The 14,871-nt window shown below is 67.1% G+C and carries 10 protein-coding genes; 5 read left to right on the top strand and 5 right to left on the bottom strand.

Features of this window, described 5'->3' with window-relative positions; all coding sequences use genetic code 11:
• Positions 1-8: 8 nt before the first annotated feature.
• From AC5P1C_RS16010 to AC5P1C_RS16000, 3 genes are all read right to left on the bottom strand, one after another.
• Positions 9-491: a succinate dehydrogenase hydrophobic membrane anchor subunit gene (locus AC5P1C_RS16010; RefSeq protein ID WP_493866491.1), complete on the bottom strand. Its 483-nt coding sequence runs from the start codon at positions 489-491 to the stop codon at positions 9-11.
• Between the two features lie 8 nt (positions 492-499).
• The gene (gene sdhC / locus AC5P1C_RS16005; RefSeq protein ID WP_160506796.1) at positions 500-880 is read right to left on the bottom strand and encodes a succinate dehydrogenase, cytochrome b556 subunit; all 381 of its coding nucleotides are present in this window, start codon (positions 878-880) and stop codon (positions 500-502) included.
• A gap of 149 nt (positions 881-1,029) precedes the next feature.
• Entirely contained in the window at positions 1,030-1,581 is a 552-nt protein-coding gene (locus tag AC5P1C_RS16000) for a 2-oxo-4-hydroxy-4-carboxy-5-ureidoimidazoline decarboxylase (protein ID WP_493866490.1), read from the bottom strand.
• Positions 1,582-1,822: 241 nt separating this feature from the next.
• Here AC5P1C_RS16000 and AC5P1C_RS15995 point away from each other — a divergent pair, with 241 nt between their 5' ends.
• The 3 genes from AC5P1C_RS15995 (at position 1,823) to AC5P1C_RS15985 (ending at position 4,921) form a co-directional block, all read left to right on the top strand.
• Positions 1,823-3,430 (top strand): beta-N-acetylhexosaminidase, encoded by a 1,608-nt coding sequence (locus tag AC5P1C_RS15995; protein ID WP_493866489.1) that lies wholly within the window; start codon positions 1,823-1,825, stop codon positions 3,428-3,430.
• A gap of 303 nt (positions 3,431-3,733) precedes the next feature.
• Entirely contained in the window at positions 3,734-4,240 is a 507-nt protein-coding gene (locus tag AC5P1C_RS15990; RefSeq protein ID WP_493866488.1) for a hypothetical protein, read from the top strand.
• A 93-nt stretch (positions 4,241-4,333) separates the two neighbouring features.
• Positions 4,334-4,921 (top strand): hypothetical protein, encoded by a 588-nt coding sequence (locus AC5P1C_RS15985; RefSeq protein WP_493866487.1) that lies wholly within the window; start codon positions 4,334-4,336, stop codon positions 4,919-4,921.
• A gap of 156 nt (positions 4,922-5,077) precedes the next feature.
• On the opposite strand, the gene AC5P1C_RS15980 is transcribed toward AC5P1C_RS15985, so the two are convergent.
• Positions 5,078-6,472 (bottom strand): hypothetical protein, encoded by a 1,395-nt coding sequence (locus tag AC5P1C_RS15980; protein ID WP_493866486.1) that lies wholly within the window; start codon positions 6,470-6,472, stop codon positions 5,078-5,080.
• A 117-nt stretch (positions 6,473-6,589) separates the two neighbouring features.
• Positions 6,590-7,102 (bottom strand): hypothetical protein, encoded by a 513-nt coding sequence (locus tag AC5P1C_RS15975; protein WP_493866485.1) that lies wholly within the window; start codon positions 7,100-7,102, stop codon positions 6,590-6,592.
• Between the two features lie 333 nt (positions 7,103-7,435).
• Between AC5P1C_RS15975 and AC5P1C_RS15970 the strand changes: the two genes are divergently transcribed.
• Positions 7,436-14,218 (top strand): DNRLRE domain-containing protein, encoded by a 6,783-nt coding sequence (locus AC5P1C_RS15970; RefSeq protein WP_493866484.1) that lies wholly within the window; start codon positions 7,436-7,438, stop codon positions 14,216-14,218.
• A gap of 90 nt (positions 14,219-14,308) precedes the next feature.
• Positions 14,309-14,833: a hypothetical protein gene (locus AC5P1C_RS15965; protein ID WP_493866483.1), complete on the top strand. Its 525-nt coding sequence runs from the start codon at positions 14,309-14,311 to the stop codon at positions 14,831-14,833.
• The last annotated feature ends 38 nt before the right edge of the window (positions 14,834-14,871 follow it).

Below are 14,871 nucleotides of genomic sequence, written 5' to 3'. Positions count from 1 at the left end.
CCTCGGCTTTAGCGGATGTTCGGGTCGAAGGTGAAGATCACCAGCGTGCCCAGAAGGATGGTGAACACCGTGGCGGTGTACAGCAGGCCCTTGAGCCACAGGCGCGTGTTGGCGCGCTCCGCGTAGTCGTTGATGACCGTGCGCAGGCCGTTGGCCCCGTGCAGCATCGCGAGCCACAGCATCAGCAGGTCCCAGACCTGCCAGAACGGCGAGGCCCAGCGACCGGCGACGAAAGCGAAGCCGATCTTGCTCACGCCGCCGTCGAGCACCAGCTGGATCAGCAGGTGGCCGATGACAAGGACGACCAGGACGACGCCGGACAGGCGCATGAAGAGCCATGCGGCCATCTCGAAGTTGCCGCGGGTCGAGCGCGGGGTCTTGGAGGTGCGCTTGCGCGGCGCCTCGATGAGGGGCGCCGGGTTGTCGACGTCGTAGAGCGAGGCGCCTTCGACGGGACCCACTCCGGATGTGTCGAGCGTGGTGTCGGACATGTCTGGCGTCAGCTCCCGAAGACTTCGCGGACGGCGTGGCCGAGGACCGGGTAGAGCGCCCCCACCATCAGGACGATCCAGATGCCCATGACGGTCCAGAGCATCTGCTTCTGGAAACGCGGGCCCTTCGACCAGAAGTCGACGGCGATGACACGCAGGCCGTTCAGGGCGTGGAAGAGGATGGCGGCGACCAGGCCGTACTCAAGGAGTGCGACGAGGGGCGTCTTGTAAGTGCTGACGACATCGTCGTACGCCTCCGGGGAGACGCGGACGAGAGCGGTGTCCAGCACATGCACGAACAGGAAGAAGAAGATGAGGACGCCGGTGACTCGGTGAGCCACCCAGGACCACATTCCTTCCCGGCCGCGGTACAGCGTTCCAGCCGGCACGGCAGAACCCTCCGGGAGCGGGGATTGGGGCCAGCCGGCTTGGGTGGTCGGACGGGCCCGGCCGGGTACGGTCCACCGGCCGCTCGTCATCGTATCGACGAGTTGTCGGTTCGCTCGCGCGGGGTAGCCAGGTGTGATCAAACAGGCAATCAAACAGGCACGTACGGGCTATTCAGGTCGTGCACGAGTCGGGTGAGTCGCCCGCGGGCGAGCTTGCGCATCTCCTCGGCCGCCAGGACTCGCTCTTCCTCCGGTTCGGCCGCGAGCCGGGCGCGGATTCCGGCGAGCAGATGGTCCAGGGCCTGGGTCGGCGGGACGTCGTCCAGGCAGATCACGAAGACGTGACCGAAGCGGCTCTCGTACGCGGCGTGCGCGGCCCGCAGGGCGGTGTCCGCGGCGGTGTAGGTCCCCTGGCTGGGGATGGCCGGGCGCAGAGGTTCGCAGGCCAGGGCCTCGGCGAGGTCCGCGGGCGGCAGGTCGTACGCCGCTTCGTCGGACGCGGCGAGCAGGGCGTCCAGGTCCGGATACGGCCGGTGCGCGACGAGGCGGCGGGCCCAGAGGCGGCTGCCGCAGCAGGTGAGGAAGGCGGCTTCGGCCGCGCCGGGCTCTGCCGTGTTCAGGTACTCCGGGGCGCGGTTCGGCTCCGCCGGAGGGTTGGGTGAACTGTGCGCGGGCAGCGGGGGCTCCTGGGCAGGGGGCATCGATGAGGGACGGGTGGGGGATTTGTCGTAACGCTAGCGAGGAGTGGTGAGGAGTGTCTGACGGATGCGTGAACTTCACCCGGATGGGAGAGTTTCGCTTCGCGTGGTGGACGGGGTGGCCGCAAGCCCCGCTTTACGGTGTGCGGATGACTGCCGCCCGTGCCGCCCGGTGGAGGGTCTCCTGTACCGCCCGCCCGCCCATGTGCCCCGCAGGGCATCGCCCGACGAAGGACGGTAGCCAGTGATCCCCCGCCGCCTCGCCCTCGCCTCCGCAGCCGTCGCCGCCGGTGCCGTCGCCCTGACCGTCGCCGTCTGGCCCGATGACGGGGACGGTGGCGCGCCCGCGTCTCCCCCCTCCGACAACAAGTCCGCCGTCTCCAGGGCCCCCTCGCCCACGAAGTCCTACCCCCTCTCCAAGGCCCCCTCCACGATCCCCGCCGTGAGCGAGCACACCGCGGCGCGCGGGCCGGGATGGAAGCCGAGGGGCAGCGGACGCGTGGTCATCGGGGACGGCGACCTCGCGGACGAGGGCAAGCTGCTCGCCGGGGAGCTCAAGCTCAAGTACGCAGGTGACGCCGACCCCCGCGAAGGGGACGTGGAGCTCGCGCTCACCCCGGACGAGTCCAAGGCGGCCGGCACATCCGACGGCAGGGACGAGTCGTACACCCTCTCCGTGAAGGGGCAGCGGGTGAAGATCACCGCCCCCGAGGAGGCGGGCGTCTTCTACGGGACGCGCACCCTGAAGCAGGAGGTGCGCGGCGGCAAGACCGCGCCCGAAGGCGTCGTACGCGACCGCCCCGCCAAGCCCCAGCGCGGCTTCATGATCGACATCGCGCGCAAGCACTTCGACGCGGCGTGGATCGAGGACCGCATCCGGGAGCTCGGCGACCTCAAGTACAACCAGATCGGTCTGCACTTCTCCGACGACCAGTCCTTCCGCATCGAGTCGGACTCGCACCCCGAGATCGTCTCGCGCGACCACCTCAGCAAGGCCCAGGTCCGCCGGATCCTCAAGCTCGCCGCCAGCCGCCACATCACCGTCGTACCCGAGATCGACTCGCCCGGGCACCTCGGCGCGGTCATCGCCGCGCACCCCTCGCTCCAGCTCCGCGACACCCGCGGCGTCGCCGCGCGCGGCGCCGTCGACATCTCCAAGCCGCAGGCCGCGCAGATCGTCGACGATCTGCTCGAGGAGTACGCGGATCTCTTCCCGGGGCGCTACTGGCACCTCGGCGCCGACGAGTACCGCGCCCTGATGGTCTCCGACCCCGAGGCCAGCTACCCGCAGCTGGCCTCCGCCGCCCGCGAGAAGTACGGGGCCGACGCCCGCGTCCAGGACCTCGCGACCGGCTGGCTCAACGACCGGGCCGAGACCATGCGCCCCTTTGAGCGGGGGCTCAGGGCCTGGAACGACGGGTTCTTCCGCGGCGGCGTCGAGAAGGCCGACGACGATCTCCAGGTCGCGTACTGGACGGGCAAGGAGATCGGGGCGAGGGAGCCGGTCGAGTATCTGAAGGACGGCCGGAAGGTCATCAATTACAACGACGAGTACCTCTACTACGTCCTCGGCCAGCCCAACGACTTCCGCTATCCCACCGGGCAGCGGATCTACGAGCAGTGGACCCCGCTGGTGATCCGTGGGACGAAGCCGGTGAGCAAGGAGTACGACGGCCAGATCCTCGGCGGATCCTTCGCGGTCTGGTGCGACCTCGCCGACTCGCAGACGCAGGAGCAGGTGGCGCAGGGGATCCGGATGCCGCTGCGGGCCACGGTCCAGAAGCTGTGGGATGCACGCGAACCGGTCCTGCCCTGGGGAGAATTCGTCAAGCTGGCCGACCAGGTGGGATAGGTCCCGGAGGCCGTCGACGCCCTGGGGAGGGACGTGGGCTGACGTCCTGCATGACGGGGCTGCCGTGACGGTGATCCTGTTCGTGCTGCGGCTGACGCGGATGCAGGACGTGAAGGCGAGGTCGGGTTCCCCATCGCCTGACCGGCGCACTGTGCCGGAGAGGTCTAGTAGATCCGTTTTCGGCTTTCCGGTGGCGAACTTGCATACGTCTGTGGTGTATTCGGCAAAAGCCGATCTCAGCCCTTGAAGGCCGTCGAGGGCACTTGAGTTCGAGCAGAGTCGAGTACACGGGGGTACGCGCGCATGGGCTACTGGGGTTACTACGTCGTGGGCAGGAGCGAGCGGCCACTCGTGGAGCTCTCGGCGGTGGCGGGAGTGCGGGACGAGCTCAGTCTCCTCGTGCAGCGGGACGACGGCTGGCAGGTGTGGGAGGTGCCCGGCGGCGACGGCACCCGTGACGTCGGCAACATGAACACCCTGGCCCTGGAGACGGGTTCGCCCGCGCTCTTCGGCTATGTGATGGACAGCGACTGCGTGGTCGTCGAGGCGGCGGCCCCGGAGAGCGGCGTGTGGACGACGTGCCTGGCTCGCGAGTCGATGGCCGGCTACCTCGGCGACGACGGCCTGAGCCTGGACGACTACTTCCTCGAGCCGCGCGACGCGGCGCAGCGGGCGGTGACATGGGCGGCGGAATCGGGCAGGACGGTGGCGCCTGCGCCCCTGCTCGACGTATTGAACGCCGCAGCGGAACCATCGGCGGAGGAGCTCTTCTTCCGCTTCCTCGACCGGCTCGGCGTGGTGCCGCAGTGACTTTTCTGAGGGTCCGTACGCAGTTGCAGTGACGTTCCTGGCGGCTCGCACGCAGTAGGTGACGTGCATTGTCCGCAACGGGAGGCGTACGACATGGGCGGCCCGAGTCTGGTCGAGCTGATTGCCGAGGCCGACGAGAGGGGGCTGGCGGCGAGCGGGCTCGCCTGCCTCGACCGGTGTGTTCCGCTTCTCGGCGGCGGGGACGAGGTCCTGCGTCCGCTGTGGGGCAGTCTCGCCGAGGGCGGGTCCTGGGACGCGGCGCTCGCCGACGCGCGGGTGGAGTTGGGCGGTGCGGACGTCCTGGAGGACGCATCGGCTGACGAGGCCATCACCCTCGCCTACCGCATGCTCGGCGCCGTGCCCTCCACGCGTTCCGCGGCCAGGTTGCGGGAGTGGGCCGACGCCTGCTCCGTCGCCGCGCTGCAGATCCATCGGCTGCTGGACACCGTGCCGGACGGAGGCGGCAGCCCGTCGACGCTGAGCGCGAGGCGTGAGGGGCGTACGGAGGGGATGTCGCCGCTGGTGGCCGCCGAGTTGAGGCGGCAGGTGCGGATCTTGGAGCTGCTGGCCAATCAGGGCGCGGGTGCGGGTGGGCTGCGCCAGGCGTTGGATGTGTCGATGGAGGGGCGGCGGGTTCTGCGGGCGGTCGTCTCGCGGCGGGAGCGGGGGAGCAGGGTCTGACCACGGGGCCGCCCCTCCGGCTCCCGTCCCCCCGGCTCCCGCCCCCCGGCTCCCGCCCCCCCCAGCTCTCAGCCTGGGCTTCCGGCCTGGGCTCCCGGCCTGGGGCGGCCCAGGCCTGGGCTTCCGGCCTGGGGCGGCCCCAGTAAGTGGCCCCGTCTACTTCGCCCCGAAGGCGGCTGCGAGCGGCTGCTTCTTCTTGAAGACGGTGGACGGCGCCGTGACGTGCTCGCCGCCGATGTAGAGGCGGTCGCCCGCGAAGAGCATGCGGCGCTCCGTCGTGAACCTCGCCTCCATCTCGTAGGTCGAGGACGGGTTCTGCTGGAGCTTCGTCTTCTTGTACGTCTTCGGGTCCAGCGACCAGACCGCGCCGCCCGCCTCATCGACGACATCGGCCTCCTGGTACGCGATGACCTTGCCGTCGTCGTCCGCGACGCCGATCGGGGTCAGCGGACCGCCGTCGACCCCTTCGGCCCTCCCCGACTCCTTGCCGGTCTTCAGATCGAGGGCGACCAGGTCGTTCTCGGCATCGGATGAGGCGCTGCCGGGTTCCGAAGTGCCAAGGAAGAGTGTGTCGTTGGTGACGGCGATCTGTCGGCAGCCGGTGACCTCGGTGGCGGGGCAGTCGAGCTTGTACTTCCCGTACTTGCCGCCCACCGTGCTGATCGTGCTCAGCAGCTTTCCTTGCGGGGCGCTGTCGTCGACGGTGAGGAACTCCGAGGCCCCGGAGGAGGCTTTCCCGGCGGCGCTCTTCTTGGAGTCACCGCCGTCCGCCGCGACGACCAGCGGTTCGGTGGAGACGACGTGAGCGTATTCGGTGCCTGCCGGGAGCCTGTACGCCGACTTCACCGCGCGGGTGGCGGGGTCGATCGTCTGAAGCGTCAGCTGCGGGTTTTCGACCTCACCGCAGTCGCGGAGCGCGAGGAGCTTTGCCTCGCTGCCCGCGTAGCCCTCGACGGGGCACTTCTCGTCGGAGGGCTTCCACAGGAGTTCGCCCGCGACGGACCAGCCGGCGTCGGCGCTGGTGCCCGCGGCGGCCACGGTGCCGCCGCCGATGGTCACCTCGTCGAACATCTGCGGGGAGCCGTACTCGTCGACGGCCTGCTTCTGCCAGAGCAACTTGCCCTTGTTCAGGTCGACGAGGCCGACCTCCGTGCAGACGGAGGGGTCCTTCGCGCTGTCCTGGAAGAGGACGGCCACGAGGCCCTCCTCAGTGGGCTCGGGTGAGGACCAGCAGATCTCACCGGCGAGCGGTATCTGCCACTCGGCCTTCGCGCCGTCTGCACCGCCGAGATCAAGGGGGTACCCCGCGATCTTCTTCAGGCCGACCTTCACGAAGTGCTTGTCGGTCGCCCACATCCCCATGGCCCCCGACATGTCGCTGACCTTGGCCATGGGCACCTGGCCCAGCAACTTCGCTTCGACGGCCGCTGATTCGGCCCCGGTGCCCCCGCTCCCGCGTCCGCCCGCCCCGTCGTCGCCCTCGCCGCAGCCGCTGAGCAGGAGCGCGGCCGCGAGTAACGAGCCGAGGGCGGCTGCCGCCTTGCGTGACATGTGAATCTCCTTGTGCGCATGGGTAATTGGTTGCGGTTGGTGATCCTTCCTTTTGGGTAAGGGAATTACAACTCCGAATTCCTTATCCCTACTCCAGTTGAAATGTTCTCGGGAACATTAGCGAGAATTGCGGGCGGGTAACTCGGCGGTGCAGGTGGCCCGACCGTAGGAACCGAATGCGGTGGCCCGCTGCTTGTGTTCGCCCCGGACTTCCAGAGCGCAGCTCGCCTCACCGCCCTTCTTCCCGAGCTGAATGCTGACGGCCGGATCCTTGCCGAGCGGTACGCGCACCGTCTTCTTCCACGGGAGCTCGACACCTGCCTCTACGGTGGCGCTGCCCTCCGTGTTCCGCGCCAGATACGAGACGCTGGCGTCGCCCGTGCCGGTGATGCGGTAGGTCACCGATGCCGTGGGCACGGGTCTCTGTACCGGCTCGTCGCCGCCGAGGAAGGCGTACGCGACAAAGGCGGCGCAGACGCCGAACAGCACCGCACCCACCGCGACCACGCGCCGGTTCGAGATCTCGCCGACCACCTTCGCGTCGGCCAGGGCTTCGCTTCCCGTGACGTACTCCGTATCGACGGAGTCCTTGATTTTGGACGCTACTTCATTCGCTACTTCAGTCGCCATTTCCTTTGTCATATCCCCACCCCATGAGTGATCCGAGCCGATGTGTGCCCTTCGAATTCCGGCTGGTTATACAGCACATCTAGGAGGGTTCACCAGGGGGAGAAGATATCGCGATAGATCACCGAGTGTCCGTAATGTCAAGGCTGTTGACGCGGCATCGAACGACTGCGTAGAACTCTCGCCTGCCACTTGATCCATGCTTCTGCGCCGCTCCTGGAATTCCTCGAGCGGTACTCGATCCTGCCCTCTTTCTGTTCGTGCGAGTTCGTACGAGTTCATGCGAGCGAGCTGCGCGAATTTACGGAAGAAGGCTCCGGAAGGGTAGTAGACACGGTGAGAAACAGTTATCGAAGGCTGCTGGTCGGCCTTGTCGCGTCGGCGGTGGTGGGCACAGTGCTGCCCCAAGCCGCCTTCGCGGAGACGGAGGAGAGACCGGCGCCCGTGCGGGCGCCGGCCGCGGACGGGGGGGAGGGCCCGCCGAAGGGCCCCAAGATCCCGAGAACCCCACCCCGGAAGTACCCCGCCAACTCCCGTGACCCCAAGGTCACCTACGGCGAGGGCGGAACCACTCTCGACGCCCCCAAGGTGGTCCACGGCACCGGCGCCGAACTGTCCTGGCCGAAGTACACATCCGGAAAGGGCGCGGGCGACGACCTGGTCGGCTACCAGCTGCACCGCTCCACCCGCCCCGACTTCAAGGCGACCGGCGCCACGCTGGTGACCCCGCTCGCCAAGGGCGCGACCTCCTACAAGGACACCACCGCCGAGCCGACCTCGGCCGACAGCGCGACGGAGACAGCGCGGCGCTACTCGTACCGCCTCCTGGTGAAGACCAGGGACGGCCGTCTGCTCGCCTCGCCGGTGCGCCGCGTGGGTGTGCCCAAGGCCGGGCACACCTTACGGAGCATGCGGGCCGGACAGACGGACACCACGCTCTCCTCCGCCGAGCCGGGGGCGAACCTCGACGAGAAGTGGCTGAGCGTCGGAGCGGACGACGGTGGTGCGTACGGCACCACACGCGCGGCCCTGAGGTTCCCGACCTCCGGCATCCCCAAGAAGGCGACCGTCCTCCAGGCCGATCTGCGCCTACGGGCGGCAGGGAGGGCATCCAAGGGGAAACAGAGACTCCTCGAACTCAGCCCGCTCAAGCGCGAGTTCACCGAGAAGTCCGCCACCTGGAAGAAGGCGGGCGCCAATACCCCGTGGACCACCGGCGGCGGCGACGCGTCGGCGGCCGTCTCCGACACCACCGCCCGCGGTGGGGCGTACACCTGGGACGTCACCTCGCTCGTCCGTCAGTGGGAGAAGCGCCCGAGCACCAACAAGGGCGTCCTCCTGAGCGCCGCCGACGAGTCACCCGGGGCGCGCGAGTCCTCGGCAGCCGCGCGGAAGCCCGTGCGCTTCCTGTCGAGCGAGACACCCAATACGGCGCAGCGGCCCGAGCTCCGCGTCATCACCGCCGAGCCCACCCCCTGGGACACGTACTACGCGCCGGACACGCCCACCCGCATGTCCGAGAACAACACCTACCCGGTGGACGTCACGGTCACGAACACCACGACCACCGCCTGGCCGGAGGGTGAGCGCGCGCTGTCGTACAAGTGGTCCCTGCCGGACGGCACGGACGCCACGACCGCCGACAACCAGCTGAAGGCCGACATCCCGGCCCTCGCCCCCGGAGCCACCGCCACGGTCAACGCGACGGTCAAGTCGCCGTACACGGCCGACGGCAACCGGCGTTCGGGCTACACGCTCACCTGGGACATCCTCAACAAGACCGACGGCAGCTGGCTCTCGCAGAAGCCGGGCATCGGCGGCCTGGAGCAGACCACGGCCGTCGAGGACCCGACCGCGGACCGCGTCGGCATGGAGAAGCAGCACGCGTACACGGGCAAGAACACCGGCGCGGGCTCGACCCTGATGAACAACCTCGGTTCGGGCAACGCGACGTGGTCGTACAACGCCTTCACCAATCCCGGCCGTGGCATCAACACCTTCGCGCGCTTCACTTACAACGCTCAGGACACCTCCGACAGCCAGCTCGGCCACGGCTGGTCGGCGCAGGCGGCAGGGCCTCTGCGGCTCGGCTCGATGCTCGACTTCCACCCGGACGCGGAGCCCGGCGAGGCGTACGTCATCGACGGTGATGGCACGCAGCACCTGTTCCGCAAGCAGGAGGACGGGAGTTGGCAGCCGTCGGCCGGTTACCACTACCGGCTCACCGCGAAGCCGGACGTCGCGAAGGTGTGCCAGACCGGCAGCAGCCCCGAGGTTCCGGACGCCTGGACACTGACCCGCCCCGACGGCACGCGGTTCGTGATCGGCTGCGACGGCTATCTCACGGCGGTCATCGACAAGAACGGCAACACCCAGACGTACGTCTACGAGGTGCGCGATTCCGGCAACCGCTGGGTGAAATTCCTCAAGGAGATCAAGGATCCGGCGGGCCGCAGCTCCCTGAAGCTCGACTACTACGGGGCCGGCGACGCGACGTACGACTACATCGACGACAAGGGCGAGAAGGCCACGGGCACCGACCTGTGGAACCCGAAGATCTACGACCACCTGAAGTCCATGACGGACGTCTCGGGCCGCAAGGTCTCCTTCCTCTACACGGAGAAGGGCCACCTCGGGCGTCTCACGGACGGCGACGGCGCGGCGCAGCCGAAGGTCTTCAACTTCGCGTACGACGCGGCGCAGGGGAACAAGAACACCAAGCTGACCAAGGTCACGGACCCGCGCGGCAAGGCGACCGGCGTCGAGTACGCCGAAGGCCCCGACTCCATGGCGTCGACCAAGACGATCACGGACCGGCTGCGCGCGACGACCGGTTTCACGTACAAGTCGACGGCGGAGAACGGCACCGAGACCAGTGCGACCGACGCCGAGAAGCACGCGACGACGTACACGACGGACGCGCAGGACCGCCCGGTCAAGGTCACCAACGCCAAGTCGGAGACCACCAGGACGACGTGGGACGACGACCACAACGTCACGCTCCTGGAGGAGAACAACGGTGCCAAGACGGCGTACTGCTACGACGCGAGGACCGGTTACCCGCTCTGGGAACGCTCGGCGGAGGAGAACAAGGGCGGTGTCCCCTCGGAGGCGGACTGCGCACCGGGCAAGGCCCCGGCCCACTCGACCCGCTACGAATACAGGACCCGAGAGGACGGCTACTCGGCCGACCTGACCAAGAAGACCTCGGCGGAGGGCCGTGTCTGGCAGTTCGGCCATGACGCCAAGGGCAATCTGAAGACGGTCACGGACCCGAAGGGTGTCGCCTCGTCCGAGGAGGGCGACTACACGACGTCGTACGAGTACGACGCCTACGGCCAGTTGACGCGGGCGACGGACGCCAACGGCAACGCGACGGCGTACAAGGACTTCGTCGCGGCCGGCTACCCACGCACCACGACGGATGCCCTCGCGAAGATCACGACAACCGAGTACGACGCACGCGGCCAGGTGACGGAGGTCGTCGACGCCCTGGGAAAGAAGACGACCCAGACGTACGACGGCTTCGGCCGCCCGCTGGTGTCGAAGGCGCCGAAGGACCAGGCGGCGGGCGTGTTCATCACGACTCCGGCGCCCGAGTATGACGCGAACGACAACGTCACCAAGTCGACCGCCCCGAACGGCGCTGTCTCCACGGCGAGTTACGACGACGCGGACCAGGTCGTGTCGGCCACCGCGCCGAAGGACACGGACACCTCCGGCGAGCGCAGGACGGCGTACACGTACGACAGCGTAGGCAACCTGAGGACAACGACGGAGCCGAAGGGCACAGCGACAGCCGCCACCCCCGACGACTACGTCACGACGAACACCTACGACGAGATCTACCAGCTCACGTCGGTGGTGAACGCCAAGAAGGACAAGGTCAGTTACGTCTACGACGGGGTCGGCAACCCGGTCCGCGTCATCGACCCCAAGAAGAACGCGACGACCGACCCGGACGACTACACGACCAAGACCGACTACGACATGAACCACCGCGTGGTCGCGGTCGCGGACGCGGCGGGGCGCACCGTCAAGCAGGCGTACGACAAGGACTCCCTGACCGTCTCGACGACGGACGCGGAGGAGAACACGACCAGGAACCACTACGACGAGCGCGGAAAACTCGCGGTCGTGGAGACCCCGCACGAGGGGACGAAGGTCCGCACGACGAAGTTCGGCTACGACGAGGTCGGCAACCAGGTCAAGGTCTTCACGCCGAGAGGCGTGGCGACGGAGGACGAACCGGACGACTTCGTCGCGGAGACGACGTACGACCCCTTGAACCGCCCTTCCCGCCAGATCCAGCCGTACGACCCGAAGGACCCCCGCTACAACAGGAAGGTCTGGTCGGAGACGACGTACGACGCGGTGGGACGGGTGGCGAAGACGTCGATGCCGCCCTCGGAGGGCGAGACGACGCGCAACGACACCACGTACGGCTACTACGACAACGGCTGGGTGAAGACGTCGCAGGACGTGTGGGACATCCGCACGACGTACGACTACAACGCCCTCGGCCAGCAGACGGCCCGCCAACTGACGTCGGCCGGCGGCTCGACGAGCCGGACGATGCGCTGGGGCCACTACCCCGACGGCAAGCTCAAGTCGCGTGACGACGACGGCATTCCGGTGGGCGCGAGTGAGCTGGTCGCGTACGAGTCGCAGGCGAGCGGGGGCAAGGGAACGGAGTCGTCCCCGCACACCTGGAAGCTGAACATCGCGAAGGCGGGCAAGTACACGGCGTACGCGGAGTCCGGGAAGTCGGGCGAGTGGACGAAGCTCGGCACCGCCACCTACAAGAAGGGCGAGAACGCCGCCCTGAAGGCGCCCGCGGACACCGTGAAGCTGGTCCGCGACAACTCGGCGGAGAAGGCGGCGGACACCGAGCGCAAGCGCTTCGCGTACGCGTACGACATCAACGGCAACCTGACGTCGATCGACGACACCTCGACGGGCACGAAGGTCGACGCGTACACGATGTCGTACACGGGCCTGAACCAGGTCGAGAAGGTCGCGGAGGCGCTGGCAGGCCAGGAGAAGAAGACGACGTCGTACACATACGACGCGAACGGCCAGCCAGAGACGCTCACCCACCCGGACCAGTACGCCAAGTACACCTACGACCTGCGCGAGTTGGTGAGGACGGCGACGGTGGGCAAGTCGGCGTCGGACGCGTCACCGAAGGTCACGACGTACGACTACACGTACCGGGGCGAGCGCAAGACGGAGAACAAGGCCAACAAGAACAAGGTCGACTACGCCTACTACCTGGACGGCGCGCTCAAGTCCCAGACGGAGAAGAAGCCGGACGGCACGACCCTCGTCTCCTCCCACACCTACGCCTATGACGCGAACGGCAACAAGGCGCAGGACGTGGCGAAGAAGATGAACGCCGACGACCACACGAAGTACGTGTCGTCGACGACGGACTACACGTACGACCCGGCGGACCGCCTCGCGAAGTCGACGCGTACGGGCGACGGGGCAGGGACCGAGACATACGTCCACGACGACAACGCGAACGTCATCTCGCAGACGGTCAAGGGCAAGACGACGACGTTCGGCTACGACCGCAATCGTCTGCTGAAGACGACGACGGGCGGCGCGTCGGCATCGCACACGTACGACGCCTTCGGTCGCCAGGAGTCGGTGACGTCGGGCGGCAAGGTCATCGAGCGCAACGCGTACGACGGCTTCGACCGCGTGAAGCAGCACGAGAAGGCGGACGCGTCGACGGGCGCCCTGAAGACGACGAAGTACGCGTACGACCCGCTGGACCGCACGTCGTCACGGACGGATGCGGGAGGCAAGTCGACGGACTACACCTACCTCGGCATGTCGGGCGAGGTTCTGGGCGAGGAGGTCGCAGGGAAGCTGACGAAGTCGTACCAGTACGGGCCGTGGGGAGATCGTCTCTCGCAGATCAAGCACGCGGCGGACGGGAAGACCGAGGACTCGTACTACGGCTACAACAGCCACACGGACGTCGAGACGCTGACCGACAAGGACGGCAACACGAAGGCGACGTACGGGTATTCGGCGTACGGGTCGGATGACAAGGCCGACTTCACGGGAATCGACAAGCCGGACGCCGGGGACCCCACGAAGGACGCGTACAACCCGTACCGCTTCAACTCAAAGCGGTGGGACGCGGCTTCGGCCACGTATGACATGGGGTTCCGTGATTACAGTCCGGGGCTCAATCGGTTCACTACTCGGGATATGTACAACGGGGCTCTTGCGGATATGGGGCTCGGTAGTGACCCGATGACGGGGAACCGCTATGCCTTCGGTGGGGGCAACCCCGTCGGCAATGTGGAGTTGGACGGCCACATCTTCGGATGCGGTGTCTGCAGTGACGTGATCGACAAGGCCGTCGGAGCCATCAAAGGCGGGGCGAAGGCCGCCACCAAGACGGCTGGCCGTGGCATTACGACTGCCGCCGAGGTCTTCCTCAACGTCGTCGGCTGGAACTCGCCCACTGCGTCCAACGGGTACGAGTCGGAGCCCGGTGCCAAGCCGGATTACGACAAGGGAGTGTTGACCAAGCCGGGCTCAGAGAAGGAATGGCAGCCCGGTGCCGCGCGGTTCCCGTTCCAGAAGCAGGACTGTGCCGGCGGCCAGAGCATGTTGTATTACATGCCGCTGGACGGCGGGGGGCGAGCTCAAGGGGCTTTGGGCTGCTTGAACCGTGACGACATCAACAATGTGGACAAGAAGACCGGCGAGATCAGCGGCGGTGACGGGATCTTCGGGACAGAGACGGTCTGGCCCACGAAGGACCCCAAATTCATCCCCAAGGCGATGCAGAAGGGCGGGCCGCTCTACCGAAAGGGTCTGCACCGAGGTCACTTGATCGCCAACCGATTCGGAGGGTCAGGCGAGGACATTCGCAACCTGGCGCCCATGTACCCCGACGTGAACCAGAGGGTAATGGCATCGGTGGAGGAGCAGGTGGCATCCGAGATCAAGGGGAACCATTCTGTCTACTATGAAGTCATGGTTCACTACCCGAATGGCAAGAATCCACTGCCGGATCGCTTTGACATAGTTTGGCAAAGCTCCAGCGGTGCCGGAAGCCAGGGGGTCATCAAAGTCCCCAACGTGCCCTAGGGCTGCATGAGGTTACCGGTTAGAATTCAGGGACCGTGCCACCAATGGTGGCACGGTCCCTGGCGTGAGCAACGGTTAGGAGTTTGACGCATGTGGGTTGAGCGACTCGTCTCGGCTGTGAACTGGGATCCTTTGAATATCGCCATCCCATGGAGGGATATTGAGGAAGAGCTGAGAACGCCACTCCCCGAGGACTACAAGAGGATCTCGGAAACGTTCGGAAAGGGCGAGTTCTCGGAATTTTTGCAAGTCCTCTCTGTTGATCATGTGGGCCACTTCGACCTGGCTCGTACCTGGCGGAGGCATTTGGACGGCACTCCACAGGAGGGGGCGGATCCCGTATTCGAGCCGTATGAGATCTATCGGCCCGGCCGACGCGGTCTCATTCCTTGGGGGTACGGTGAGCTGAAGTGCGGGTATTTTTGGCTCGCTTCTGCAGAAGACGACCCGGCGAGTTGGCCTGTTGTCACGCGGGGTGAACGCTATCCGTGGCGTCAAGTGGACGTGAGCACATCGGAATTCATCTACCGCGTCTTGGCGGACCCGGATTTCGAACCGTTCTCGATCGCCCAGATGTTCCCGGAGCCGGACTTCTACCCGATTGATCCATCGTAGTGACACGGCCGCGGGACTCATGAGTGTGTCCAATGGTT

Source organism: Streptomyces sp. A18, from assembly GCF_059026065.1.
This window is presented reverse-complemented; position numbering and strand designations above follow the sequence as displayed.

Bases quoted from the DNA above. Each gene is read 5' to 3' on its own strand.
- AC5P1C_RS16010 (WP_493866491.1), bottom strand. From the start codon at position 491: ATGTCCGACACCACGCTCGACACATCCGGAGTGGGTCCCGTCGAAGGC.
- AC5P1C_RS16000 (WP_493866490.1), bottom strand. From the start codon at position 1,581: ATGCCCCCTGCCCAGGAGCCCCCGCTGCCCGCGCACAGTTCACCCAAC.
- AC5P1C_RS15990 (WP_493866488.1), top strand. From the start codon at position 3,734: ATGGGCTACTGGGGTTACTACGTCGTGGGCAGGAGCGAGCGGCCACTC.
- AC5P1C_RS15985 (WP_493866487.1), top strand. From the start codon at position 4,334: ATGGGCGGCCCGAGTCTGGTCGAGCTGATTGCCGAGGCCGACGAGAGG.
- AC5P1C_RS15980 (WP_493866486.1), bottom strand. From the start codon at position 6,472: ATGTCACGCAAGGCGGCAGCCGCCCTCGGCTCGTTACTCGCGGCCGCG.
- AC5P1C_RS15975 (WP_493866485.1), bottom strand. From the start codon at position 7,102: ATGGCGACTGAAGTAGCGAATGAAGTAGCGTCCAAAATCAAGGACTCC.
- AC5P1C_RS15965 (WP_493866483.1), top strand. From the start codon at position 14,309: ATGTGGGTTGAGCGACTCGTCTCGGCTGTGAACTGGGATCCTTTGAAT.